General features: G+C 58.6%; 23 protein-coding genes and 1 pseudogene. 9 read left to right on the forward strand and 15 right to left on the reverse strand.

Annotation, left to right across the window (positions count from 1 at the left end):
* Positions 1-3: 3 nt before the first annotated feature.
* The 3 genes from QE435_RS19680 to QE435_RS19690 all read right to left on the reverse strand — a co-directional run bounded on the left by QE435_RS19680 (position 4) and on the right by QE435_RS19690 (position 3,036).
* Positions 4-1,221 carry a L,D-transpeptidase family protein gene (locus QE435_RS19680; RefSeq protein ID WP_349042915.1) on the reverse strand — a complete coding sequence of 406 codons (1,218 nt, stop codon included), beginning with the start codon at positions 1,219-1,221 and terminating at the stop codon, positions 4-6.
* A 152-nt stretch (positions 1,222-1,373) separates the two neighbouring features.
* On the reverse strand, positions 1,374-2,648 hold the full coding sequence (locus tag QE435_RS19685; RefSeq protein ID WP_349042401.1) for a DNA polymerase IV: 1,275 nt from the start codon (positions 2,646-2,648) through the stop codon (positions 1,374-1,376).
* 91 nt (positions 2,649-2,739) lie between these two features.
* Positions 2,740-3,036, reverse strand: a complete 297-nt coding sequence (locus QE435_RS19690) for a DUF3572 domain-containing protein (RefSeq protein WP_349042402.1) — start codon at positions 3,034-3,036, stop codon at positions 2,740-2,742.
* Between the two features lie 141 nt (positions 3,037-3,177).
* Here QE435_RS19690 and QE435_RS19695 point away from each other — a divergent pair, with 141 nt between their 5' ends.
* On the forward strand, positions 3,178-3,549 hold the full coding sequence (locus QE435_RS19695; protein WP_034854043.1) for a response regulator: 372 nt from the start codon (positions 3,178-3,180) through the stop codon (positions 3,547-3,549).
* An 18-nt stretch (positions 3,550-3,567) separates the two neighbouring features.
* The gene (locus QE435_RS19700; protein WP_349042403.1) at positions 3,568-4,935 is read left to right on the forward strand and encodes a PleD family two-component system response regulator; all 1,368 of its coding nucleotides are present in this window, start codon (positions 3,568-3,570) and stop codon (positions 4,933-4,935) included.
* Positions 4,936-5,629: 694 nt separating this feature from the next.
* Here QE435_RS19700 and rpmG read toward each other — a convergent pair.
* The 10 genes and pseudogenes from rpmG to QE435_RS19750 form a co-directional block, all read right to left on the reverse strand.
* The gene (rpmG, locus tag QE435_RS19705; RefSeq protein WP_003496403.1) at positions 5,630-5,797 is read right to left on the reverse strand and encodes a 50S ribosomal protein L33; all 168 of its coding nucleotides are present in this window, start codon (positions 5,795-5,797) and stop codon (positions 5,630-5,632) included.
* A gap of 89 nt (positions 5,798-5,886) precedes the next feature.
* Positions 5,887-7,059 (reverse strand): MFS transporter, encoded by a 1,173-nt coding sequence (locus tag QE435_RS19710; protein WP_349042404.1) that lies wholly within the window; start codon positions 7,057-7,059, stop codon positions 5,887-5,889.
* 9 nt (positions 7,060-7,068) lie between these two features.
* Positions 7,069-7,701 carry an NUDIX domain-containing protein gene (locus tag QE435_RS19715; RefSeq protein WP_349042916.1) on the reverse strand — a complete coding sequence of 211 codons (633 nt, stop codon included), beginning with the start codon at positions 7,699-7,701 and terminating at the stop codon, positions 7,069-7,071.
* A 51-nt stretch (positions 7,702-7,752) separates the two neighbouring features.
* A complete protein-coding gene (locus QE435_RS19720) occupies positions 7,753-8,187 on the reverse strand; it encodes a DUF983 domain-containing protein (RefSeq protein ID WP_349042405.1) in 435 nt (144 codons plus the stop codon).
* 72 nt (positions 8,188-8,259) lie between these two features.
* Positions 8,260-10,616 (reverse strand): annotated as a pseudogene (gene rnr, locus QE435_RS19725) (ribonuclease R).
* The gene (gene topA / locus QE435_RS19730) at positions 10,613-13,303 is read right to left on the reverse strand and encodes a type I DNA topoisomerase (RefSeq protein ID WP_349042406.1); all 2,691 of its coding nucleotides are present in this window, start codon (positions 13,301-13,303) and stop codon (positions 10,613-10,615) included. Before topA ends, rnr begins: the two are co-directional and overlap by 4 nt.
* Positions 13,304-13,546: 243 nt before the next feature.
* Positions 13,547-14,704 (reverse strand): DNA-processing protein DprA, encoded by a 1,158-nt coding sequence (gene dprA / locus QE435_RS19735; RefSeq protein ID WP_349042407.1) that lies wholly within the window; start codon positions 14,702-14,704, stop codon positions 13,547-13,549.
* A gap of 32 nt (positions 14,705-14,736) precedes the next feature.
* Positions 14,737-15,354, reverse strand: a complete 618-nt coding sequence (gene plsY / locus QE435_RS19740; protein WP_349042408.1) for a glycerol-3-phosphate 1-O-acyltransferase PlsY — start codon at positions 15,352-15,354, stop codon at positions 14,737-14,739.
* A gap of 43 nt (positions 15,355-15,397) precedes the next feature.
* Positions 15,398-16,690 carry a dihydroorotase gene (locus QE435_RS19745; protein ID WP_349042409.1) on the reverse strand — a complete coding sequence of 431 codons (1,293 nt, stop codon included), beginning with the start codon at positions 16,688-16,690 and terminating at the stop codon, positions 15,398-15,400.
* Positions 16,687-17,628: an aspartate carbamoyltransferase catalytic subunit gene (locus tag QE435_RS19750; RefSeq protein WP_306932319.1), complete on the reverse strand. Its 942-nt coding sequence runs from the start codon at positions 17,626-17,628 to the stop codon at positions 16,687-16,689. Before QE435_RS19750 ends, QE435_RS19745 begins: the two co-directional genes overlap by 4 nt.
* A 129-nt stretch (positions 17,629-17,757) precedes the next feature.
* On the opposite strand from QE435_RS19750, the gene QE435_RS19755 reads away from it, so the two are divergent.
* The 5 genes from QE435_RS19755 to QE435_RS19775 all read left to right on the forward strand — a co-directional run bounded on the left by QE435_RS19755 (position 17,758) and on the right by QE435_RS19775 (position 21,512).
* Positions 17,758-19,410 (forward strand): acyl-CoA dehydrogenase family protein, encoded by a 1,653-nt coding sequence (locus QE435_RS19755; protein WP_349042410.1) that lies wholly within the window; start codon positions 17,758-17,760, stop codon positions 19,408-19,410.
* Complete coding sequence (locus tag QE435_RS19760; RefSeq protein WP_349042411.1) at positions 19,410-20,024, forward strand: GNAT family N-acetyltransferase; 615 nt, start codon at positions 19,410-19,412, stop codon at positions 20,022-20,024. The genes QE435_RS19755 and QE435_RS19760 overlap by 1 nt, the downstream gene beginning before the upstream one ends.
* Before the next feature lie 131 nt (positions 20,025-20,155).
* Positions 20,156-20,806, forward strand: a complete 651-nt coding sequence (locus QE435_RS19765) for a TetR/AcrR family transcriptional regulator (protein ID WP_349042412.1) — start codon at positions 20,156-20,158, stop codon at positions 20,804-20,806.
* A 206-nt stretch (positions 20,807-21,012) separates the two neighbouring features.
* Positions 21,013-21,189 carry a hypothetical protein gene (locus QE435_RS19770; RefSeq protein ID WP_306932327.1) on the forward strand — a complete coding sequence of 59 codons (177 nt, stop codon included), beginning with the start codon at positions 21,013-21,015 and terminating at the stop codon, positions 21,187-21,189.
* Positions 21,186-21,512 carry a DUF6105 family protein gene (locus QE435_RS19775; protein WP_349042413.1) on the forward strand — a complete coding sequence of 109 codons (327 nt, stop codon included), beginning with the start codon at positions 21,186-21,188 and terminating at the stop codon, positions 21,510-21,512. Before QE435_RS19770 ends, QE435_RS19775 begins: the two co-directional genes overlap by 4 nt.
* On the opposite strand, the gene ruvX is transcribed toward QE435_RS19775, so the two are convergent.
* Both ruvX and QE435_RS19785 read right to left on the reverse strand, forming a co-directional pair.
* Positions 21,455-21,943, reverse strand: a complete 489-nt coding sequence (ruvX, locus tag QE435_RS19780) for a Holliday junction resolvase RuvX (RefSeq protein WP_306932330.1) — start codon at positions 21,941-21,943, stop codon at positions 21,455-21,457. The two genes, QE435_RS19775 and ruvX, sit on opposite strands and share 58 nt — an antisense overlap.
* Positions 21,944-21,952: 9 nt before the next feature.
* Positions 21,953-22,255, reverse strand: coding sequence for a zinc ribbon domain-containing protein YjdM (locus tag QE435_RS19785; RefSeq protein ID WP_306932332.1), 303 nt, complete (start codon positions 22,253-22,255; stop codon positions 21,953-21,955).
* 80 nt (positions 22,256-22,335) lie between these two features.
* On the opposite strand from QE435_RS19785, the gene QE435_RS19790 reads away from it, so the two are divergent.
* Entirely contained in the window at positions 22,336-23,040 is a 705-nt protein-coding gene (locus QE435_RS19790; RefSeq protein ID WP_306932334.1) for a metal-dependent hydrolase, read from the forward strand.
* A gap of 125 nt (positions 23,041-23,165) precedes the next feature.
* Complete coding sequence (gene gatC, locus QE435_RS19795; RefSeq protein ID WP_306932335.1) at positions 23,166-23,453, forward strand: Asp-tRNA(Asn)/Glu-tRNA(Gln) amidotransferase subunit GatC; 288 nt, start codon at positions 23,166-23,168, stop codon at positions 23,451-23,453.
* Positions 23,454-23,495: the final 42 nt, after the last annotated feature.

A 23,495-nucleotide genomic window follows, 5' to 3' on the forward strand; every position in this document is an offset into this window, starting at 1 on the left:
GTCTCAGTCGCGGGTGATGGTGACAAAGTCGGTACCTTGACCGGTCTCCAAGCCATGGCTCAGATCGGAGACCGTGATCGAACTTCCGACGGCGAGCTGCTCCTCAAGTCGTCCACGAACCTCTGCCGGAATGTCGATACGATCAAGCACCGCACGCAACTGATCGTAGCCACCTGGGGCATCCGCCACATCGATACCGAGACGCTTCCGTGCCGCAGCTGGGAGGTGGTTTTCCAGTGTCAGGCCATTCCATTCCGCTTTCTCGCCTTCGATGTCGATGACTTCGAAGAAGTGTGTACCGAGCGCCACCTGCGGGTCTTTGATATGGATCGGTGCTTCCAAGAGCGGTTTGAAATTCTGTCGCACCATAAGCTGGCCATTGGGCGGCGCGTCTGCGCCTGTCGATGCATAGAGCGCGTCCAGGAACGCGTCGGTCATGAGGGGGCCGGTGGTCTTGAGACCCTTCCAGCGCTTGTAGCCGTTCACGGCGTTGATGGTCATCTGCCCCGCATAGCCATCGGCGACACCTGCATCGAATCCGATGCTGGTCAGGAGGCGCTGTGCGTCCATGATTTTTTCCCGTTCGCCACGCCGCGTGATCAGAATTCGCAATGGCGCTCCCGTTGCCCTGGATGTGGCTTTGGCGGGAACGGAACTGGTCTTCTCATTGATCGCGACTTCAACCAGCTTCAGCGATGCATCGAAGCTGGCGGGCCGCATTTCGACATCGGAAAGCAGGCGGCCTTTATCGGCTGCCTTCGGCTGGAGAAGAGTAGGGTGGTCGATGCGTTGCAGAGAGACATCCGCACTGGAGATGATGACGTGAACGCCACGGCTGGTCATGCCGTAGAGCGACTTTGCAAATTTAGAGGGCAGGCGAATGCAGCCATGCGAGGCAGGGTAGTTCGGGACATTGCCCTCATGCAGGGCGATGCCAGACCATGTCAGCCGCTGCATGAACGGCATAGGAGCCGCAGAATAGATGTTGGACTCATGATATTTGCGCTTATCCAAGATCGAGAAGATGCCGCTTGGCGTCTCATGACCGGTCTTGCCGGTGGAGACTCTCGATGTGGCGACGACCTCTCCGTCCTCGTAAAGGGACAGCGACTGGTCGTTCTTCGAGACGACGACCTGCAGGCTGCGCGCATCACCGGCGATTGCCGCTTGCACAAGAACGGAGGTGGACAGGAGACAGGCTCCCACAAAGCTACGCAACATCATGTTTGCTCCAACGCGATACACAACATGCCGCCTCCGAAGATCCGGCAAGGGAGACTTACGGCGCTTGAAACCGCGCCAGTCAGAGAGCCAAGCATAGGCTTGGCTATTTAAGGAAGTTTTTAAATGCGGTCACGAAGCAGTGTGCTCGCTCATTTTTTCGCGCCGAATGTGTAGCCGGTTTCCACCGTACCCTTGCCGAACTTTTCTCTCAGCTTGTCCATGGCAGCTTCCGCCGCAGCTCGTCTGCCCGCTGTCTTGTCCACAAGATCGGGAGGGTCGGCCTGGGCTGGATCGCATAGATCGGTGACGCCAATCCCGATCAGGCGGAATTTCGTGCCATCCGTTTCTCGCTCCAGAAGCGAAAGTCCTGTCCTGAAAATTCGGTCGGCCAGTTGCGTTGGATCTTCCAGCCGCTTGTTGCGGGTGCGCGACTTGAAATCCGCACTTTTCATCTTCAGCACGACGGTCTGCCCCGCGGTCGCATTCTTCTTCAGCCTCCAGGCGACCTTCTCGGAAAGGGAGCGCAAGATCGGCACGAGTTCGTCATAGTGCGAGATGTCGTTTAAGAAGGTCGTCTCGGCGGAAACGCTTTTTGCCGGATCGTTGGTGTGAACCTCACGGTCATCAATGCCGCGTGCGAGCCGATAGAGACGCTGCCCCATCGTGCCATAACGGCGCATGAGGTCCGTTTCCTCCATCTCCTGCAACTGGGAAATCATGCGGATGCCGTCGGCCTCCAGCGTGGCCGCAAAGGCCTTGCCGACACCCCAGATGGTGGTGACAGAACGCGTCGCAAGAAAACCGGTAGCCTCCTTTTCGCCGATTACAGAGAAGCCCCGCGGCTTTTGCAGGTCGGATGCGACCTTTGCCAGAAACTTGCAATAGGAGAGCCCGACAGACACAGTGATCCCGATTTCCTTTTCCACCCGACGAGCGAATTGTGCAAGCACACGCGCTGGCGGATCGTGATGCAGTCGCTCGGTACCGGAGAGATCAAGGAAGGCCTCATCGATCGAAATCGGCTGCACCAATGGCGTCAGATCCTGCATCATGGCTCGAACCTGCCGCCCGACTTGGCTGTACTTCTCCATATTCGGCTTGATGATCACGGCGTCAGGACAGGCTTCGAGCGCCTTGAACATCGGCATGGCGGAGCGAACGCCATGGATGCGGGCTATGTAGCATGCCGTCGAGACGACCCCGCGTTTCCCGCCGCCGATAATCAGCGGCTTGTCGATCAGGTCCGGATTGTCGCGCTTTTCCACCGAGGCGTAAAAGGCATCGCAATCGATATGGGCGATGCTGAGATCGTAGAGTTCATCATGGTAGAGGAGGCGGGGGCTGCCGCATTGACGGCAACGTTTCAATCCCTCCGGCTGGCCAGCCAGACAATCACGACAGAAACCGGGATGGTCGTTCGACATCGAAGCCTTGGCCAAGAAACAAAAAGAGAACGGCCTCGACCATAGTCGTGAATCAGACGTTGCTCAAGAGCGCGCCTTGGCGCTCCACATCTCAGTAGACGCCGGAATCGAGACCAGGACCGGAATATTTGTGCCAGGCCGCTTGCACATCTTCCGGCTTGAACCCGGAGGCTTCACAAAACGCCATGAGGTCCGGCTCGTGGTTCATGACGAAATCCGTCAACCCTGCCAGAAAGCCGGGGTCCTGTATTGCCGCACGCAGCATGTTGGGCTGCAGTCCGGAGAGCGCGAGAAAACGGGCGAGAATATCCGGCTCGTTTGCCAACCATCCAAGAATGGCGGCAACGGTTTCTTCGGGGTCTTTGACGATGGGTTTGCTGTATTTCATCTCACGCCGCATTTATTGCCGGAAGTTACCTATTTTTCAACCAAATCGCTTTAGCCTCCCTCGGCAGGGGATAATGGAATCGGTTCTTCGGCACCTTATATGTCAGCTGGACGGTTTCAAAGCGTAACAAGGACTGCCGCCATGCCCAAGCAGGTCATGATAGTTGAAGACAACGAGCTAAACATGAAGCTCTTTCGTGATCTGATCGAGGCATCCGGTTACACGACCATACAGACACGCAATGGTATGGAAGCACTTGAGCTTGCGCGTAAGCATAGACCAGACCTTATTCTTATGGATATTCAATTACCCGAAGTATCTGGACTTGAAGTCACGAAATGGCTGAAGGAAGATGATGAACTTCATGTGATTCCTGTAATCGCTGTCACAGCCTTTGCTATGAAGGGGGACGAGGAACGCATCCGCCAAGGTGGTTGCGAAGCCTATGTTTCCAAGCCAATATCCGTTCCGAAGTTTATTGAGACGATCAAGACTTATTTAGGCGATGCTTAAGGCAATAGGGGCGACCGAATGACTGCTAGAATCCTGGTCGTCGATGACATTGTAGCCAATGTGAAGTTTCTGGAAGCCCGTTTGCTGGCGGAATACTTTGACGTGGTCTGCGCCGATAATGGCCGTGATGCCCTAGCGATTTGTGCGGAAGGCCAGGTCGATGTCATTCTTCTCGATATCATGATGCCGGAGATGGATGGCTTCGAGGTTTGTGAACGTCTGAAGGCCAACCCAGCGACCGCGCATATTCCGGTCGTTATGGTAACGGCGCTGGATCAGCCTGCGGATCGGGTCCGCGGATTGAAGGCTGGCGCGGATGATTTTCTGACGAAGCCCGTCAACGACCTGCAACTTATTTCAAGGGTCAAGAGCCTGGCGCGTCTCAAAACCATGAGCGACGAGCTGCGTGGGCGGGCGATGACCGCAGAAACCATGGGTATTCAGGAATCGATTGGCGCCGACGGCCATATCGAAAAGCCTGGTCGCGTTCTCCTTGTCGATGGCAGGGCCAGCTCGCAGGAGCGTATCGTCAAGGCCTTGAAGCCGGTTGGCGAGGTGATCGCCTGGAGCGATCCGGCCAACGTTATTTTCGAGGCTGCGGAGAACGCCTATGATCTCGTCATCATCAATTCCAACTTCGATGATTGCGATCCGCTAAGGCTTTGTTCGCAATTGCGCTCGCTTGAGAGAACGCGTTTCCTGCCGCTTCTGATCATCACCGAGCAGAACGACGATGCGATGGTCGTGCGCGCGCTCGATCTTGGGGTCAATGATTACATCATTCGTCCGATCGATCCCAATGAGCTGGTGGCGCGCACTCTCTCTCAGATCAAGCGCAAGCGCTTCAATGACAGGCTGCGTGAGAACCTCGCCCAGACAATGGAGCTTGCGGTTATCGATGGACTTACCGGCCTCAATAATCGTCGCTATCTGGATCTTCACCTGAAGACGTTGTTCAACCGCGCGGCCCTTCGAGGCCGGCACTTGTCCGTCTGTATGACGGATATAGACCGCTTCAAGCAGGTCAACGATCTCTACGGCCACGAGGCGGGCGACGAGGTGCTGCAGGAATTTGCTGCCCGGTTGCGCTCCACCGTGCGCGGTGCGGATCTCGCCTGCCGTTACGGTGGGGAAGAGTTCGTGGTGGTGATGCCGGACACCTCGGTGGAGGCTGCCTCGGTGGTGGCGGAGTCCCTGCGCTCGATCATTGAGGACACCGCGTTTGTGCTTCGCTCCGGGCAATCCTTGAAGATTACCGCGTCGCTCGGCATCGCTTCGAATGCAACGGGCGTCGAAAGTCCAGAGCAATTGATGCGACGGGCAGATCGGGCACTCTATGAAGCGAAGAGAAGCGGCCGAAACCGCGTCGTTGCTGCCGCAGCCTGAGTAAAGTTCCATAGACTGACCCACCCTCGAGGCTTCTTCAGTAGCGCGTTGCTACCAATAAGCTGGCTTCGAGTCTCTGTTCCGGGATGGCACACTTAACCATATTTCAAAGCAAGAATGGCGACACCTTAATAAAGTGTTGAACTTTTGGGCGTCTTGAGCGAAACTTTGTTCATACAAATAACTTTATGCCGACATATCAGTTGATAGAAGGCACTAGCACTTTAACAGTCCGCTCGGTTCTATTTTCAAGGGAGCCGAGCACGAAATACCCCTTGATGCTCAGGTCCGCCGCATCTCCTGGGTCTTGGGGTCGGTCGGCCGGCGATGCCAATTGATGGTTCCTCGTGCTATCCTGGTTATCCCGGCCGACCCCACGCCATAACGATCTCTCAAGCTACATGTGGTACAACTCGACCGTCTGCGTTGCGCAGCTTCTCTCGACGCGCGTCCTACAGCCGTGGCTACGCCCCGCATTCAAGCATCGGCCTGGAAATCCGTTCGCACTTAAAGAACGGACAACGCAAAACTGTGCAGCGGTTTTGCGATAACGACATGCCACAAAACAAGGACCTGAAGCGCAAGGAGCGACGCTAAAAGATCGCGGCAGGCGTTAGGTCGATTCTTTAAACGACCGTCCAAAACGAAAAAACGCGCCTCAAGGGCGCGTTCTTTAAGGACAAAATCAAGTTGACTACTTGATCTTGGTTTCCTTGAATTCAACGTGCTTGCGAACGACCGGGTCGTACTTGGTCTTCGTCATCTTGTCCGTGAATGTACGGCTGTTCTTCGTGGTGACGTAGAAAGTACCTGTGTCGGCCGTCGACAGCAGCTTGATCTTGATTGTTGTAGCTTTCGCCATGGTCGTCCTGCCTTTAACAAGTAAGTGAGCCGCGGACCTCATCGATCCCGGCTAAATCTGGCGCGAAACTACGGATCGCGCCTGAAAAGTCAAGTCTGTTTTGAGCCGAAAACCGAACGCCCAACGGAAAGAACGACATAGAAGCCGAAAAAGACCGCCAATGCCCAGGCAAAGCCGTTGCTTCCAAAGATATCCATGGCGACGCCCACCGTCTGCGGCCCGGCAATCGTGCCCGTCGCGTAGCAGAATATGAAGGCCGCATTAGCGGCAACGAGGTCGGATCCCGTGAGTCGCGAACCAAGATGCGTAAGGCCGACGGTATACATGCCCGAGACGAGGCCACCCCAGAGCAGCAGCAGGACCGCCACTAGGATCCAGTTGTTGACGAGCAGTGGTAGCGCAAGCGTACCACAAAGGCCGATAAAGGCCATGACGCCAAGCAGCAGACGGCGATTGGTGATGCGGTCGGAAAGAAGGCCGATCGGAATCTGGAATGTCATGTTGCCGATTGCCATGACGGTCAGCAGAAGCGCTGCTTGCGATTCATTGAAGCCTTCACGCGTAGCATAGATCGGGAAGAGTGACAGGCCACCGGCTTGGACAGAGCCGAAGACGAAGGCTGCGGCCGAGGCCATGGGTACGAGCCAGATATAGCGCAGGAAATGGTGGGCCGGCTTCTCGTCGAGCGGCGGGCTCTCATTTCGCGCCAGAAAGATCGGGATGGCGGCGAGGAGGATGATGCTGCAGCCGACGAGAAATGGCGTGATGCCTTCACTGCCGACCGTCGAGAAGAGCAGAGGCCCCACCGCGAAGCCGATGGCAAGGCCAGTTGCGTAAATGCCAAGCACAAGCCCGCGTTTGCGTGGCGGCGCGGCGGCATTAATCCAGAATTCCGACAGGATGAAGAGCGTCGTTGTGGCCCCGTGGAAGACGATTCTGAGCGGAAACCACATCCAGAAATCCGCGGCATAATAAAAGCCCAAGGCGCTGACCGACGAGATGACCACGGCTGTCAACATGGTGCGCGCCACGCCGAAGTCATGTGCAAGTTTGCTGGTAATGGGCGCTGCAATCATGGCGGCAACACCGGCCATGGCCGAGTTCAATCCGATCATGCTTGACGAAATACCGCGGCGCTCCAGAATGAGGCTCAAGAGCGGCAATCCGAGGCCGATAGCGATGCCCACGGCGCTGATAGCGGATATGGCGGCAATAAGCGATGGCCAGTGGATATTGTCGGCGTCGCAGTTGGGATGTGACATGGAGACCTTTTACAGAAAGCCGCGAATGAATGTGCCGCGACGCTCGAAGTAAAGTCGCACCCGGCTTTCAAATTGTAGTGGCTGATCACCTATCATGAAGTTTGTGACATCTTCGAGAACCATCCGTGTAATCGCCGCCATGTTCACACCGGAACTGTCGCGAATGTCAAGCCATTGAAGGTTCTGCAACTCTGCAGAATCTTCAATATTGGCCGGCTCAATGCCGACGTCGTCGGTGAAGCACAAAAAGAATCGTGTATCGAATCGCCTGACGCGCCCAGGCGGCGTGATCGCGCGCGCCACATAACGTAGAGCCGAGAGATCCGGTCCCTGTTGTTCACACCCGGTTCCAAAGCAAAGCCCCGTCTCCTCCTGCAACTCGCGCACAGCCGCCAGCGCCAAGGCTCGCGCGCCGGCAACCGTCATGGCACGCGAAGCAGAGCGCCTGAGCTTGTCGATAACGAGAGGATCGAGGTCGGTGCTGAAGGGCAGGGCGTGATCGCGTGGGTCGCGCCGGCCACCCGGAAAGACGTAGACATCCGGCATGAAGACGTGTCCGCTGCTGCGCTTGCCGACGAGCACACGCGGAGAGCCGTCCGTGCGATCGACCAGAATCAGACAGGCCGCATCCCTTGGACGCAGATAGGGCGATTTTTCATTTTGCGATTCAGCAGGCAAAGCGGTGGTCGCCTGTCAGTGGGACGATCCGTCGATCTGCGTCTTTTCGGGCTCACTGCTGAAGCCATGCATCCTCAGTGCCCATTGCAGGCCAATGACGCCACCTTTGATCGGCTGGATGGTCAATAACGCCACCAGTATCGTAATGGGCACCCAGATGGCGAAATGCACCCACATCGGCACCATGAGGATCAGGTCCGTCATCATGAAGCCTCCGACCGCCACGTGGCCAAGGATCATGATCGAGATATAGGGTGGAAGATCGTCGGAGCGTTGATGATGCAGATCCTCGCCGCAAGCGGCGCATTGGTCCACGGGCTTAAGCCAGGCCTTGAACAACCGGCCGCTGCCGCAGGCCGGGCAACGGCATGAGATGCCGCGCATGATCGAGCGACCCAGCGGTCGCTCCTGCTTGTCGCCGGCATATTGCACTGTCTGGATCTCGCTCATGCCCGTTCCTCCAAGAATTATTGCACTGAGGCGCCTCGGCCAAGTCTTGCTGGACTGAGCTTAGAGAATGCTTCAGCGTTTCCTGCGCGGCGGTCTCGTTCCCGGTGTCGCCGTGCGCCCTCCACCCCGGCGCGCCGTCTTGTGGAAGGATCGTGTTCCTGCGGGCATCTTTCGCCCTTCGCTCAACATCTCGAAGCGAAGCGCACCTGCCAGCGGAACGGCTTCTGCCAGACGAACCTGAACGGTATCTCCAAGCTGGAAACCGAGGCCGGTCTTCTCACCCGTCAGTGCCTGATGCGCTTCGTCATAGATGAAATAATCGGTCCCTATCGTAGATATAGGAACGAAGCCGTCCGCGCCAAACTGCGGAAGCGCGACAAATAGTCCCGCCTTGGTGACACCGCCGACCCGGCCTTCGAATTCCTCGCCCACGCGTTCGGAAAGATGGTGAGCGATCAGACGGTTGATGGTGTCGCGCTCGGCTGCCATGGCGCGGCGCTCGAAGGTCGAAATCTCAGCGGCGATATCGTCAAGCGTGGCTTCTTCCTGCGGCGTGATCCCGCCTTCGCCAAGTCCCAGAGAGCCAACGAGCGCGCGATGCACGATCAGATCGGCATAGCGGCGAATGGGCGAGGTGAAGTGGGCAGATATTTCATCAGGTTCAGGCCGAAGTGCCCGATATTCTCCGGGCTGTAGATTGCCTGGCTCTGGGAGCGCAACACCATCTCGTTGACCATGATCTGGTGGGGCGTATCTTCCGCGCGCGCGAGAATGCCGTTGAAGGAATTGGCACGCACCTGACCACCCTTGGCCATGGTGATGCCGAGTGTCGCGAGGAATTCGCGCAGCGTCTCCTGCTTGGCAAGCGTGGGGGCATCGTGAACGCGATAGACCAGCGGCTGCTTCTTCTTTTCCAGCGTCTCAGCGGCGGAAACGTTCGCCTGGATCATCATTTCCTCGATCAGCTTGTGGGCATCGAGGCGTTCGGGAATGATGACCTTGTCGACGGTGCCATCGCTTCGCAGCACGATCTTGCGTTCCGGCATGTCGAGTTCAAGCGGCTGGCGACGATCGCGGCCGCGTTTCATCACCTCATAGGCATGCCAGAGCGGCTTCAGGATGGGCTCCAGCATCGGGCCGGTCTTGTCATCCGGCTTGCCATCGATCGCCGCCTGCGCCTGCTGATAGGAAAGCTTGGCCGCACTCTTCATCATGATGCGATGGAAGGTGTGCGATGCCTTGCGGCCTTCCTTGGAAAACACCATGCGTACCGCCAGCGCTGGCCGATCGACGCCTTCCTTCAACGAGCAGAGATCGTTGGAAATCCGCTCCGGAAGCATCGGCACGACGCGATCCGGAAAGTAAACAGAGTTGCCGCGCTTCAATGCTTCGCGATCGAGCGGCGCGCCAGAGCGCACATAATAGGAGACATCGGCAATCGCCACGGTGACGATCACGCCATCGGGATTATCGGGCGACGAATCAGGCTCGGCATAGACCGCATCGTCGTGGTCCTTGGCGTCCGCCGGGTCGATAGTGATCAGCGGCAGATCGCGCCAGTCCTCCCGATGCGCCATGGTGGCAGGTTTTGCCGCATCCGCTTCCGCCAAAACATTCTGCGGGAAGATATGCGGAATGCCATGGGCATAGATCGCGATCATCGAAATGGCTTTTTCCGACGCCACCGATCCGATCACGGAGAGAACCTTGGCGCGCTTCAGGCCATAGCGTCCGCTGTTGCGCGAGACTTCCACCTCGATCAGATCGCCGTCCTTGGCATCATTGACGCCATCGGGGTCGATCACCAGTTCTTCGCCGCGCCGGTCCACCGGCATCAGACGTCCGCCGCCGCCAGGTTGCTCCTTGAAGACGCCAATCAACGCGCCCTGTCGGCGATCGATAATTTTGATGACGCGGGCGGTATAGGCCGGTCCGGCTCGATCCTTCGAGGGAAAAATTTTGGCAAGCACACGGTCATTCAAACCGGCCGCGGGACCCTTTTTGCCGCGGTCTTGTGACGATTGACGGATAAGGACAGCGGGTGCCGCACCTTGGTCTTCCGGCCATTCTGCCGGGCGGCCGATCAACTCGCCATCCTTGTCGCGCGTGGTGATGTCGAGAACCGTCACAGGCGGCAGTCCGCCGGGTCGCATCAGCGACTTACGGTTCTTCTGCACCATGCCGTCAACTTCAAGTTCCTTCAGCAGTGCTTTCAGCACCACGCGGCTATCGCCCTTCAGGCCGAAGGCCTTGGCGATTTCTCGCTTGGAGGCCTGTTGCGGATGTTCGGCAATGAACTTCAGCAGCACGTCGCGCGGAGGCACTTCCCCATGGATGATGCCTTCGCCTTCATTCACACGCTTTGAGCGGGCGGTGCGTCCGAAACCGTCATTGGCGGAATTCTGTTTCTGACGCGCTGCTTTGCTCACGATGCTGCCTTCTTGGTTTTTGCTGCTGTCTTGGGCTTCGCCGCCGCTTTCGGCTTGGCGGCCGCCTTGGTCTTGCTTGCCGCTTTCGCCTTTGCGGGCTTGGCGTCTGCATCGCCTTCGGCCTTTTTCTTCGCCGGAGCCTTCTTCGCCTTCACCGGCTTGCCACTCGTCTTGGCAATGCGTTCGGCAATCAGCACCAGCGCCTCGTCCAGTGTCACCGTATCGGGAGACTGTGCCTTGGGGATCGTGGCATTGACCTTGCCCCAGTTCACATAGGGGCCAAAGCGGCCATCGCGAACCGTGATCGCGCCACCATCGGGGTGGTCGCCCAGTGTCTTCAGCGCGGCTGGCGTCGATGCGCGGCCACGGCCCGGCGCTGCCTTCTTTTCGGCAATGACGGTCACGGCGCGGTTGAGGCCGATGGAGAACACGTCTTCTACACTCTCCAGATTGGCATAACCGCCATCATGCATCAGGAACGGACCATAGCGGCCGATGCCGGCAGAAATCATCTTGCCGGTTTCGGGGTGCTTGCCGATGTCGCGCGGCAGGTTGATCAGCGCCAGCGCCTTTTCATGATCGATGTCTTCCGGCTTCCAGCCCTTGGGCAGGGATGCGCGTTTCGCTTCCTTGCCGTCGCCACGCTGGATATAGGGTCCGAAACGACCGGAGCGAAGCGTCAACTCTTCGCCCGTCATCGGATCGGCACCGAGTGCCTTCGGCTCGTTCAGCGCTGCGGCTTCGGCTTCCGCACCATCCGAGGTCAGCTGGCGGGTGTAGTTGCACTCCGGATAGTTCGAGCAGCCGACGAAAGCGCCATATTTGCCGAGCTTCAGAGACAGGTTGCCGGTGCCGCAGACCTGGCAGATGCGAGGATCGGAACCGTCCTCGCGCTTGGGGAAGACGAGCGGCGCCAGCACTTCGTTCAGGGCATCCAGAACGTTGGTGACGCGCAGTTCCTTGGTGTCTTCGATCTGGGCGAAGAAATCCTTCCAGAAGTCGCGAAGAACCTGCTTCCAGTCGAGTTCGCCTGCGGAAATGCGGTCGAGCTTCTCTTCTAGATCGGCGGTGAAATCATACTCAACATAGCGGGTGAAGAAGCTTTCCAGAAAAGCCGTCACCAGCCGACCGCGCGAGTGCGGGATCAGCTTGCGCTTATCGACGACGATATATTCGCGGTCGCTGAGCGTCTTCAGCGTCGCGGCATAGGTGGAGGGACGGCCGATGCCGAGTTCTTCCATCTTCTTGATGAGCGATGCTTCCGAATAGCGCGGTGGCGGTTCGGTGAAGTGCTGGCTGGCATTGATCTTCTGCTTGGCGAGATTTTCGCGGGCATTGATCTGCGGCAGACGTCCGCCGTCTTCGCTGTCGTCGCTCTGCTCGCCATCTTCCTTCTGGTCCGTATAGGCGGCAATGAAGCCATCGAAACGGATGACGGAGCCGACCGCACGAAGACCAGCCTTCTCGCCCTTGTTATCGGCAAGGATTTCAACCGTCGTGCGTTCGATCTCGGCAGACGCCATCTGGCTTGCAATGCCGCGCTTCCAGACCAGATCGTAAAGGCGAAGCTGATCGGAATCGAGGTAACGCTTCACCTTGTCCGGCGAGCGATTGAAGTCCGTCGGACGGATGGCTTCGTGCGCTTCCTGGGCATTCTTGGCCTTGGTGGAATAGAAACGTGCCTTCTCCGGCACATAGCGGTCGCCAAACTGCTCGCCGATGGCGCGCCGTGCAGCATCGATCGCTTCCGGCGCCATCTGCACACCATCGGTACGCATATAGGTAATGAGACCCACGGTCTCACCGCCGATATCGATACCTTCATAAAGCCTCTGCGCTACTTGCATGGTGCGCGAAGCGGAGAAGCCAAGGCGCGAAGACGCGGCCTGCTGTAGCGTGGACGTTGTGAAGGGCGGGCCAGGATTACGCTTGACCGGCTTGGCTTCGACCGTGTCGACAACATAGCTTGCGCCTTCGAGCAACGTCTTTAACCGGGTCGCGTCGTCGCCGGTCTTGATAGACTTGCCTTGTAGGCGCTTGCCATCGGCCGAAACGAGCTTGGCTTCGAACTCGTCACCGCGCGGTGTCTTCAGAAGCGCAGAGATGTTCCAGTATTCTTCCGAAACGAAACGCTCGATCTCGGATTCGCGGTCGCAGACAAGGCGAAGCGCCACGGACTGGACGCGTCCAGCGGAGCGCGCACCCGGCAGCTTGCGCCAGAGAACCGGTGAGAGATTGAAGCCGACCAGATAATCGAGCGCCCGGCGGGCAAGGTAAGCATCGACGAGAGGAATGTCGATGTCACGCGGCTCGGCCATCGCATCCAGAACAGCCTTCTTGGTGATGGCGTTGAACACCACGCGCTTCACCGGCTTGTCGCCCAGAACCTTCTTCTTTTTGAGAAGATCGAGAACGTGCCAGGAAATCGCTTCTCCCTCGCGATCAGGGTCGGTCGCCAGAAACAGTCCATCGGATGCCTTCACGGCATCGGCAATATCCTTCATGCGTTTCTGTGAGGCAGGATCGACCTCCCAGGACATTTCGAAATCCTGGTCGGGAAGAACCGAACCATCCTTGGCGGGAAGATCCCGAACGTGGCCGAACGATGCAAGAACCTTATAGCCGGGGCCAAGATACTTGTTGATCGTCTTGGCTTTTGCCGGAGACTCTACGACGACGACATTCATATTTTTTTCTCTGGAAACATGTCCGTTAACCGGCATCGTCGCTGATTCCGCACGCAACAACGCCTTCCTTTTATTTCGACATGGACAGGTAATGCGTTCCGGTCAAGGGGGAGAGCCCGTTTTTCTGTCTTCACGCCTATATGCAACCTCTGGAATTTCCGTCAGGATGAAACAATTGTAGATAGGTGAAATTGTGTCGCTGGAACGTGATCAGAAGCTGCCTTTCAATAGCGCTTCGACCTCTCACTCAGCCATGATCATGGAAATGCGTCCGCCCGAATGCCGGTTCAACTTGCCAGCAATGTCGAGTTCGAGAAGCAGAAGATAGACGGTCGACGCGGGCAGGCCGGTGTGGCGGATAATGTCGTCGGTCTCGACAGGCGAGGGGCCGAGTGCCTCAGCGAGGATGGCGCGCTCCTTATCTCCGGCGTGGTGGCCAGCGCCTTGAGAGATGGGCTGATCTTCTGTGCCGTCTCTCGCCACGTGCGGCAGATCGAACCTCGGCGCCATCATCGGTGAGAGCGCATCGAGAATATCGGCCGCTTCCGTTACCAGCGTTGCACCGTCCTTGATCAATCGGTTGGTGCCGTGGCAGCGAGAGTCAAGTGGTGAGCCTGGCACCGCAAAAACAAGGCGCCCAAAATCTCCAGCCAGCCGCGCGGTGATGAGAGAGCCGGAGCGCTCAGCCGCCTCAACGATCAGCACGCCGAGGGACACGCCGGCAATCAACCTGTTGCGCCGCGGAAAGTCTCTGGCACGCGGCTCCCAGCCAAAGGGCATCTCGCTGATGGTGGCGCCACCATTGGCGTAGATGTCATCCAGCAAGCGGAAGTTTTCAGGCGGATAGGGCTTGTCGAGACCGCCTGCCAGCATGGCGACGGTGCCGGTCGAAAGGCTGGCGGCGTGAGCAGCCGCGTCGATGCCGCGGGCGAGACCGGAGGCGATGGTATATCCCGCCTGTCCGCATTGTCGTGCCAACATCGCTGCAAACTTCGCACCATTGATGGAGGCGTTGCGGGAGCCGACGATTCCAAGAGACGGGCGGATAGCCGTAGCACCGGAGCCCTTTATCGCGATCAACGGCGGCGCACCGTCGATCTCGCGCAGCGCAGGCGGATAGTCTGGTTCTCCGATGCCGACGAAGCGTGCGCCAAACCGTGTTGCGGTTTCCATCTCGCGCTCGGCCTGAGCAAGTGTCGCGATGCGTGGGCTGCGCGCCGCGCCGCCGCGACGGGAAAGATCGGGCAGGGCTTCCAGTGCCGCGTCAGCACTGCCGAACTGATTGATCAGATCGCGGAAGGTCTCCGGGCCGATATTGTCGCTGCGGATCAGACGCAACCATGAAAGCTTTTGACGTTCCGTCAGGACGATGCCGCGTTTCGCTTCTTCCTCACGCGACATATCTGCCCCCAGACCCCCGAGACAATCGTGTCTCAGCCCTTCTTGCCGATCTTGCTTTCCGTACCGGCCAAGAGCCGCTTGATGTTTTCGCGATGCATGTACCAGGAAATGATGCTGAGGATCGTGACCAGAAGCGCGGTCTTTTCCGGTCCCAAAATCCACAGGATGATCGGGATGATAAGCATGGCGACCAGCGCCGAAAGTGACGAATACTTCGTGACAAAGGCGGTGATCAGCCAGATGGCGGCAAAGGCCAGCATCATCAGTGGAGCGGCGCCCAGGAGCACGCCAATATAGGTCGCGACACCCTTGCCACCCTTGAAGCCGAGCCAGACCGGGAAGAGGTGGCCGAGAAAGGCGAAGAAGCCCGCCACCAGCGATGCCTCATATCCCCAGAGCGCATTGGCGATCAGCACCGCAGCCGTTCCCTTGAAAGCATCGCACAGAAGGGTTGCCGCAGCGAGCTTCTTGTTGCCGGTGCGCAGCACATTGGTCGCGCCGATGTTGCCTGAGCCGATCTGGCGAACGTCGCCGAGACCCGCGGCCCGCGTCAGAAGCAAGCCGAAGGGAATGGAGCCAAGGAGGTAGCCGATGATAGCGGCAAGAGCGAGAAATGCCGTCGCTGTCTCCCAAACGGTCAATGCAGTCATGTCTATGTCCCCTCTTCAAGTGCGTCGTCGCGCACCAACATTTCTACTGCAGTGAATGAACGAGCTTGCCCGCAACATATGTGCTGACGGCGCGGCCGCTGAAGCGTGCATCCTCGAACGGCGTGTTCTTCGAACGCGACACGAGGTTCTTTTCCGAAACCAGCCATGGCTCATCGAGATCGATCAGGGTGATATCGGCTTTTGCGCCAGGTTTCAGCGTTCCGGCATCGAGCCCGAAGATCTGCGCGGGTCGGGTCGAAAGCGCATCGATCAGTCGCATCAGCGGAACCTGATCACTGTGATACAGGCGAAGCGCTGCTGCCAGCATGGTTTCGAGGCCAATCGCGCCGCTGGCCGCATCCGAGAAGGGCAGGCGCTTGGTATCGACATCCTGCGGATCATGAGAGGAAACGATGATATCGATCGTACCGCTCTTCAACGCCTCGACCATGGCGACGCGATCGTCTTCGGCCCGTAGTGGTGGCGAGAGTTTGAAGAAGGTGCGGTATTCGCCAATGTCGTTTTCGTTAAGCGTCAGATGATTGATCGAAATGCCGCAGGTCGCTTTCGCGCCGCGATCCTTGGCGAGCTTGAGGGCCTCTGCCGATTCCGGCACGGAAATCTTTGCGGCGTGGTAGTTGGCGCGCGTCAGCGCCGCGATGCGCAGGTCACGCTCCAGCGGAATGATTTCTGCTTCCTTGGGAATGCCTGGAAGGCCGAGCCAGCTCGCCAGCAGCCCCTCATTCATATCGCCATTGCCGATATATTTGTCGCGTGTCTCCAGCGAGATGACCGCATCAAATTCGCGGGCATAGGTCATGGCGCGGCGTAGCACCAGCGTATCGGACAACGCCTTGCGACCATTGGTAAAGGCAACCGCCCCGGCTTCCTTCAACATGCCGAACTCGGTCATCTCCTCACCCAGCAAGCCCTTGGTCAAAGCGGCTGCCGGATGAACATTGACGACGGCCTTGTCGCGAGCGGTTTTCTTCACATATTCCACCAGCGCGATGTCATCGATGACGGGATCCGTATCCGGCATCATGATGATGCTGGTCACGCCACCAGCGGCGGCCGCACGCGAGGCGGACTCGATCGTCTCGCGGTGTTCGGCACCCGGTTCTCCGACGAAGACGCGGGCATCCACAAGTCCTGGAACAGCAACCAGTCCCTTGGCGTCGCGGACCGTTGCGCCATCCGGCGCACCCTGGTTCTGCGCATCCTTGCCAGCCGCCAGAATGGTGCCTTCGGCGCTGATGATGATCGTTCCGGTCTCATCGAGATTACGCGACGGGTCGATGATACGGACATTGTTGAGGACGGTCGCAGCACTCATACGCGCTCTCCCATGTTCTGAGAAAGAAGAAGTGTTTCCATTACGGCCATGCGCACGGCGACACCCATTTCCACTTGGGCTTCGATCACGCTTTGCGGCCCGTCTGCCACTTCGGAGGCGATTTCCACGCCGCGATTCATCGGGCCGGGATGCATGACCAGCGCGTCTTCCTTTGCTGCCTTCAGCTTTTCCGCATCGAGGCCGTAATAATGGAAATACTCGCGGATCGAAGGCACGAAGGAGCCCGCCATGCGCTCGCGTTGCAGGCGCAGCATCATCACGACATCGGCGCCCTTCAGGCCTTCCTTCATGTCGTGATAGACTTCCACGCTCATGTCGGCGATGCCGGAGGGCAGCAGCGTTGGTGGCGCGACGACACGCACCCGCGCGCCCATCTGGTTCAAGAGAATGATGTTGGAGCGTGCAACGCGCGAATGCAGCACGTCGCCGCAAATGGCAACGGTTATGCCGGAAAGCCCACCCTTGGCGCGGCGGATCGTCAACGCGTCGAGCAGCGCTTGCGTCGGATGCTCATGCTGTCCGTCGCCGGCATTGACGACTGAGCAGGCGACCTTTTGCGCCAGAAGCGCTGCAGCACCGGCAGAGGAGTGACGCACGATCAGAACATCCGGTCGCATGGCGTTCAGCGTCATGGCCGTGTCGATCAGCGTTTCGCCCTTCTTCACCGAAGAGTTACCGACGGACATATTCATCACGTCGGCACCCAGCCGTTTGCCGGCCAGTTCAAAGGAGGATTGGGTGCGGGTAGAGGCTTCGAAGAACAGGTTGATTTGCGTCAGCCCGCGAAGCGTGGATGTCTTCTTCTCACGTTGGCGGCTGATCTTTACGGCCTCATCGGCCTTGTCGAGAAGAAGTGTGATATCCTGATGGGAAAGCCCCTTGATGCCGAGCAGATGGCGATGGGGAAAATAGACCATGGAACTGTCCTCCGGGCCGGAATAGTCAGTCGCGGTCTATAAAGACAGGTGGCTTTGTCGGCAAGCATGGGATAAGCCGGGAACGAGCCTATCTAGGCATTTAATTGCGAATCCCGATAAAAGTACACGATGACAGATATGAACCGGACCGAAGAACAGCTTGCCGAACTGAACCAGCCTAGCCTCTGGTCCGGGATCAACGCCTATCGGTCCGATCCGCTCATCGTCGATCTGACCTCCAACCTATCACGCCCGCTTCGCGATGAGCTGGATCAGATCGGTCGCTACGTCACCTCTGCCGAAGCCCAGGAACTGGCGCGCATGGCAAACCGCAGCACGCCACAGCTGCACACCCACGGCCCACGCGGCGAGCGTCTCGATCAGGTGGAGTTCCACCCGGCCTGGCATGCGCTGATGCGCCGCTCCATGTCGTCCGGACTGCACAGTGCGGCCTGGGAGAACTCCGCCGATACGCGTGGCAACGAGCACAAGGCACGCGCCACGAAGTTCTATCTGACGGCGCAGCTTGAAGCGGGCCATCTCTGCCCGCTGACCATGACGCATGCCTCGGTGGCGGCGCTGATGGCATCGCCCCGCGTGCAGAACGAATGGGCGCCGAAAATCCTTTCGCGCAAATATGATTCCTCACAGAAACCTGCGATGCATAAGACGGCCGTGACCGTCGGCATGGGCATGACCGAGAAGCAGGGTGGCACGGATGTGCGCGCCAACCGCACCACCGCAGAGCGGGTGGGCGAGGGCATCTATCGCCTCTCCGGTCACAAATGGTTTCTGTCGGCTCCGATGAGCGACGGCTTTGTCATGCTGGCGCAGATGGGCGATGGCATGGGATGCTTCCTTGTGCCGCGCTTTCTGGAAGACGGCTCGGCCAATGGCCTGCATTTCCAGCGTTTGAAGGACAAGCTCGGCAACCGCTCCAATGCGTCGGCCGAAGTCGAATTCAGCGATGCCTTCGGTTATCTGCTGGGCGAGCCCGGTGCTGGCATTCGCACCATTCTCGACATGGTGACACTGACGCGACTCGACTGCGCATTGGCGTCCTCCGGCATGATGCGCGCGTCGCTCGCGGAAGCCGTGCATTTTGCCCGCGGTCGTTCGGTTTTCGGTAAGCCGCTCGTCAACCAGCCGGTGATGACGCGCGTGCTGGCGGACATGGCGCTGGATGTCGCTGCTGCGACCGCCTTGTCCTTCCGCTTAGCGACTGCCTTCGACAGCGCCCGCAGCAACCCGGCGGAAGCGGCTTACGCGCGCGTGATGACGCCGATCGTCAAATACTGGTGCTGCAAGATCGCGCCCGCCCTGATCTATGAGGCGATGGAAAGCCTGGGCGGCAACGGCTATGTCGAAGAGCGCCCGATTGCTCGGCACTATCGCGAAGCCCCGGTCAACGCTATCTGGGAAGGCTCCGGCAACGTCATGGCGCTGGACGTGCTGCGTGTGCTCCAGCGAGGGAAGGATCTGTTCGATCTCGTCTTCGAAATTCTTGAACGCGATCTGGGCCCTTCGGGCAAAAAGACCACGGATGTGCTGCGCGCCGCGATTGCACTCTGCGAGCGTGACGAAGGCGCTGCCCGTCTGCTGGTAGAGCAGTTTGCTCTTGCCGCTGCTGCTGCCGAACTCTGCCGTATCGGGGCAGGGCGCATCGCCGATGCCTTCCTCGAAACGCGCTTGGCCGGAGGCTGGCGTCATACATACGGCATGCTCGATAGCCGCTTCGATCCCACTTACATCATCGATCTGCTTTACCCGCCGGTGTCGTGATGCTCACCTTCCGCAAAGCTGTTCCGCAAGACGAAGAGGCGCTGTTTGCCATTTGCCTTGCAACGGGCGACGCGGGCAAGGATGCCTCGCACCTTTACGGCGACGACAAGATCGTCGGTAATATCTATGCCGTTCACTATCTCCATCTGTGTCCAGACAGCGCTTTCGTCGCGGAAGATGGGGAGGGCGTCTGCGGCTACATCGTCGGCGCCACTGATACCGCAGCTTACCAAGAACGGCTAGAGCAGGCTTGGTGGCCGAAGCTGCGCAAGCTTTATCCGCTCGCGGAAGAAGAGGCCAACGCTCTGCCAGAAGAACACCGCAAGCGCGTTGCCTTCATTCATCGGCCATCCCGCATGCCCGCTTCCGTGCTTCAGAATTACCCCGCCCATATCCACATGAACCTGTTGGAGCGAGCCCGCGGCACCGGTGGTGGTTCTCGGCTGTTGTCGATGTGGGTGGAAATGGCGCGGAGCAATGGCATTTCCGGCATCCATCTCGGCGCCAATCCTGACAATCACAATGGTATCGCCTTCTGGCAGTCGCGCGGATTCTCACCGCTTGCGGGGATGCCAGCTGGTACCGCGTGGTTCGGGATGTCGTTGGGTGCCTGACCCTGCGGAATAGCCATCCTTTCCACCATCCACAGGAAAGCTATGGCTGCTAGGCTCCGTCTCGATTGTCGTGTTGTTAACTCTTTGCTAACCGCACATGATAGGTCACCACACGGAGATTCGGAAAAGCCATGCTCGCCATCGATGGCACTGCCGCCCTCATGTCGCCCGCGCCGGAAAAGCGCATCAAGGATCGCGCCGCGACGGAGAGGGTAATCTTCGCTGCGGCAAAATCCCTGCTGGCGGAAGAAGGCTTTCAGGGTTTCGGCATCAACGCCGTGGCGCGTCGCGCCGGTTGCGACAAGCAACTGATCTATCGTTACTTCGGCGGCCTCGAAGGCTTGGTTTCAGCCATCGGCGAGGATCTGGCATCCTGGGTGCAGGAGCGCATTCCGCAAGATACAGGCGGTATGTTCCTGCTGACCTATGGTGACCTGATGGAGAGGCTGATGCTCTCCTATCTCGATGCGCTGCGCGCCGATCCGCTGGTCTGCAAGATCATCGCCTGGGAAGTGTCCGAGCAGACCCCGCAGGTGACGCAATTGGCAGACGCCCGTTCGAAAGCGCTGGCCAGGTGGATCGATCGCATGCGCGGTTCCCTCCAGCCACCGAAGGGCGTAGACTCGGCCGTGATGAACGCCATGCTCTTTGCCTCCATCCAGCACCTCGTCATTGCCGGAACAACAAATGGCCAGTTTTCCGGCGTGTCGCTGAAAGGTGACAAGGATTGGGACAAGATCGCCACGGCGGTCAAGCGTGTCGTTCGAGCCCTCTACGGCTGATCCATCGTTCCTTAGACGACTTTCAAACTGAAAGAAGGCGCGTTGCCTTGCCCGACGCGCGGCGCCTGTTCGGCCCGTTGTTATCCACATCCCAAGGTCCCGCGTTAACCATAAATGCAGGTTTCATTTGCTCCGCGTTAACCTTGAGTTCATGGTGTTAACGATTTGTTAACCATGAATTCCGAGCTGGATGAGAAGGAAGCGATGTGAGCCGCTGGATACCTTTGAGCGTCATGATGACGTTTTTCGCCCTGCTACCACTCGATCTCAATGCCCCGACACTGAACCTGTGCATCATGGCGTTGCTGCGCTGGGGCGTCATCGCCGTTCTGCCTGACGACCAGATGGCTGGAACGACTTTGGCCGGGGAGCGAATGGCATGAAGTGGTTTTTGATAATGTGGGCGGGGCCCGTGCTGCTGCTCAGCAGTTGGTATAGCCTGTCTTATTACGATATGAGCTTCGGCTTTTTCATGCTGACGCGGCAGGCGCATGATCTGGTTTTCCAGATCTATGGCAATGTGCTGGGGATTCCACCGGAGACGATCCCGCCGCTCGTGGCGCGCGCGATCGTTGTCGACAGCCTGATTGTCTTTGCGATCATCGGCTTTCGCAAGCGTAAGGCGATTGCCGCATGGTGGCGCGCGCGTCAGCCGTCCGTCGACGCATCTCTGGCCAACATGGAAAGCCGATCCAAGGCACCCTGAAGAATGAAACTTGCGGCGGCGGAATCGATGCGTTCGGCGCGCTTCGCCCGCGACACGTCCATTTCCAGAAGTGCTCTTTCGGCCGCCACGGTGGAGAGCCTTTCATCCCAGAAGATGAAGGGGATATCGGTCTTCTCGCTCATCGAGCGGACGAAGGCACGCGTCGCCTGAACGCGCGGACCGGCAGAGCCGTCCATATTCATCGGCAGGCCGATGACGAAGGCGGCGACCCTTTCCTTCGCGGCGAAATCCAGAAGCAGCGCTGCATCCTGGGTGAACTTGATCCGCTTGAGCACCGGGCGAGGGGTGGCAAAGCGCCGCGACAGGTCCGACATGGCAAGACCGATCGTCTTGGTGCCGAGATCGAGACCGGCGATCGCCTGTCCCGGCCCCAAGGTCTCAGCCAGTTCTTCTATCGTCAGCGTTGCCATGCCCTACCTTTATCTCTTGCGGACGAATTCCGTGCGCAGCACCAAGCCCTTGACCGCATCGCTCTTGCAATCGATTTCTTCTGGATTGTCGGTCAGGCGGATCGACTTGATCACGGTTCCCTGCTTCAGCGTGGTGCTGGTTCCCTTGACCTTCAAGTCCTTGATCAGCGTGACGGAATCACCATCTGCCAGCAAATTGCCAGCGGCATCGCGAACCTCATTCGCCTTGGCTGCCGCCGCCGCGATTTCCGATGCGGGGCGCCATTCGCCGCTCACCTCGTCATATACATAGTCGTCATTATCTGCGGCCATCTTATCGCTCCAAAGTAAGGTTTTGGGTGTTATGGCCCGTCCTATCTCATAGTATGACCAGAACACAAAGGAGAACTTAGATGAAAATCACCTGGCTCGGCCATTCCGCTTTCCGCCTCGAAACAGGACATGCAAAGATCCTGATCGATCCGTTTTTCACCGGAAATCCAGGCTTTGCCGGACAGGACGCCAAGGATGCGGCAAGCGGCATCACCCATATTCTCCTAACGCACGGCCATGGCGACCATGTGGGTGATACGGTTCGGCTCGCCGCAGAGACCGGTGCAACGGTGCTCGCAAACGCCGATCTTGCAGCATGGCTCGGCTCCAAGGGTGTTCAGAAGCTGGAGATGGGCAATACGGGTGGAACGGTCGGTTTCGACGGTTTCTCAGCCACCTTCACCAATGCGCTGCACTCCTCTGCGCAGATCACCGAAGACGGCGTGTCGCACTCTCTCGGTAATGCCAATGGCCTGATGCTGCACTTCGAAGATGGCCCGACGGTCTATCACCTGGGCGACACGGACATCTTTTCCGATATGGCGCTGATCAACGAGTTACACGAGCCGGATGTCGGCCTTGTTCCCGTCGGCGACCGCTTCACGATGGGTGGCGCGGTGGCCGCTCTTGCCTGCCAGCGCTTCTTTAAGTTCCGCCACGCCATTCCCTGCCATTACGGCTCATTCCCGATCGTCGACCAGACTGCCGACAAGTTCGTCTCGGGCATGGACGGGTCGGAGACACGGGTGGACGTGCCGAAGGTTGGTCAAGTCCTGACATTCTGATGACCCGGCATCGGCGTGTCCTGGCCCAAAACTGCGCCGCAGAGGGCCACGACACGCTTTCTACCGTTGCGAAGGACGGACATGGTCATTATAGCGGGTAGAAAATTCTTGACCGGAGTAGAACCATGTCCGTCGATCTTGCCACCGTGAAGCGCGTCGCGCGCCTGTCCCGTATTGCCGTTAGCGAAGACGAAGCCAACACCATGCTCGGCCAGTTGAACGGCATTCTCGGCTTCGTGGAGCAACTCTCGGAAGTGAATGTGGATGGCGTCGAGCCAATGACTTCGGTCACGCCGGTTGCGATGAAGAAGCGCCCTGACGTGGTGACGGATGGCGACAAGGCCGATGACATCGTTGCCAATGCGCCCGCCACCGACCGCAATTTCTTCATGGTCCCGAAGGTGGTTGAGTAAGCGGTTCCCGTTTGCTCCCACATTGAAAATTCAAAAGTTTCG

The organism is Agrobacterium sp. SORGH_AS 787 (assembly GCF_030819035.1).
In the GTDB taxonomy this organism is placed as follows: Bacteria; Pseudomonadota; Alphaproteobacteria; order Rhizobiales; family Rhizobiaceae; genus Agrobacterium; species Agrobacterium larrymoorei_B.

Coding starts and splice junctions, on each gene's coding strand:
- dprA (WP_349042407.1), bottom strand. CDS start 14,704: ATGTCGCGTGAGGAAGAAGCGAAACGCGGCATCGTCCTGACGGAACGT.
- gatC (WP_306932335.1), top strand. CDS start 23,166: ATGTCCGTCGATCTTGCCACCGTGAAGCGCGTCGCGCGCCTGTCCCGT.
- rpmG (WP_003496403.1), bottom strand. CDS start 5,797: ATGGCGAAAGCTACAACAATCAAGATCAAGCTGCTGTCGACGGCCGAC.
- QE435_RS19710 (WP_349042404.1), bottom strand. CDS start 7,059: ATGTCACATCCCAACTGCGACGCCGACAATATCCACTGGCCATCGCTT.
- QE435_RS19775 (WP_349042413.1), top strand. CDS start 21,186: ATGAAGTGGTTTTTGATAATGTGGGCGGGGCCCGTGCTGCTGCTCAGC.
- QE435_RS19755 (WP_349042410.1), top strand. CDS start 17,758: ATGACAGATATGAACCGGACCGAAGAACAGCTTGCCGAACTGAACCAG.
- plsY (WP_349042408.1), bottom strand. CDS start 15,354: ATGACTGCATTGACCGTTTGGGAGACAGCGACGGCATTTCTCGCTCTT.
- ruvX (WP_306932330.1), bottom strand. CDS start 21,943: ATGGCAACGCTGACGATAGAAGAACTGGCTGAGACCTTGGGGCCGGGA.
- QE435_RS19680 (WP_349042915.1), bottom strand. CDS start 1,221: ATGTTGCGTAGCTTTGTGGGAGCCTGTCTCCTGTCCACCTCCGTTCTT.
- QE435_RS19720 (WP_349042405.1), bottom strand. CDS start 8,187: ATGAGCGAGATCCAGACAGTGCAATATGCCGGCGACAAGCAGGAGCGA.
- QE435_RS19695 (WP_034854043.1), top strand. CDS start 3,178: ATGCCCAAGCAGGTCATGATAGTTGAAGACAACGAGCTAAACATGAAG.
- QE435_RS19785 (WP_306932332.1), bottom strand. CDS start 22,255: ATGGCCGCAGATAATGACGACTATGTATATGACGAGGTGAGCGGCGAA.
- QE435_RS19700 (WP_349042403.1), top strand. CDS start 3,568: ATGACTGCTAGAATCCTGGTCGTCGATGACATTGTAGCCAATGTGAAG.
- QE435_RS19745 (WP_349042409.1), bottom strand. CDS start 16,690: ATGAGTGCTGCGACCGTCCTCAACAATGTCCGTATCATCGACCCGTCG.
- QE435_RS19750 (WP_306932319.1), bottom strand. CDS start 17,628: ATGGTCTATTTTCCCCATCGCCATCTGCTCGGCATCAAGGGGCTTTCC.
- QE435_RS19690 (WP_349042402.1), bottom strand. CDS start 3,036: ATGAAATACAGCAAACCCATCGTCAAAGACCCCGAAGAAACCGTTGCC.
- QE435_RS19790 (WP_306932334.1), top strand. CDS start 22,336: ATGAAAATCACCTGGCTCGGCCATTCCGCTTTCCGCCTCGAAACAGGA.
- topA (WP_349042406.1), bottom strand. CDS start 13,303: ATGAATGTCGTCGTCGTAGAGTCTCCGGCAAAAGCCAAGACGATCAAC.
- QE435_RS19685 (WP_349042401.1), bottom strand. CDS start 2,648: ATGTCGAACGACCATCCCGGTTTCTGTCGTGATTGTCTGGCTGGCCAG.
- QE435_RS19765 (WP_349042412.1), top strand. CDS start 20,156: ATGCTCGCCATCGATGGCACTGCCGCCCTCATGTCGCCCGCGCCGGAA.
- QE435_RS19760 (WP_349042411.1), top strand. CDS start 19,410: ATGCTCACCTTCCGCAAAGCTGTTCCGCAAGACGAAGAGGCGCTGTTT.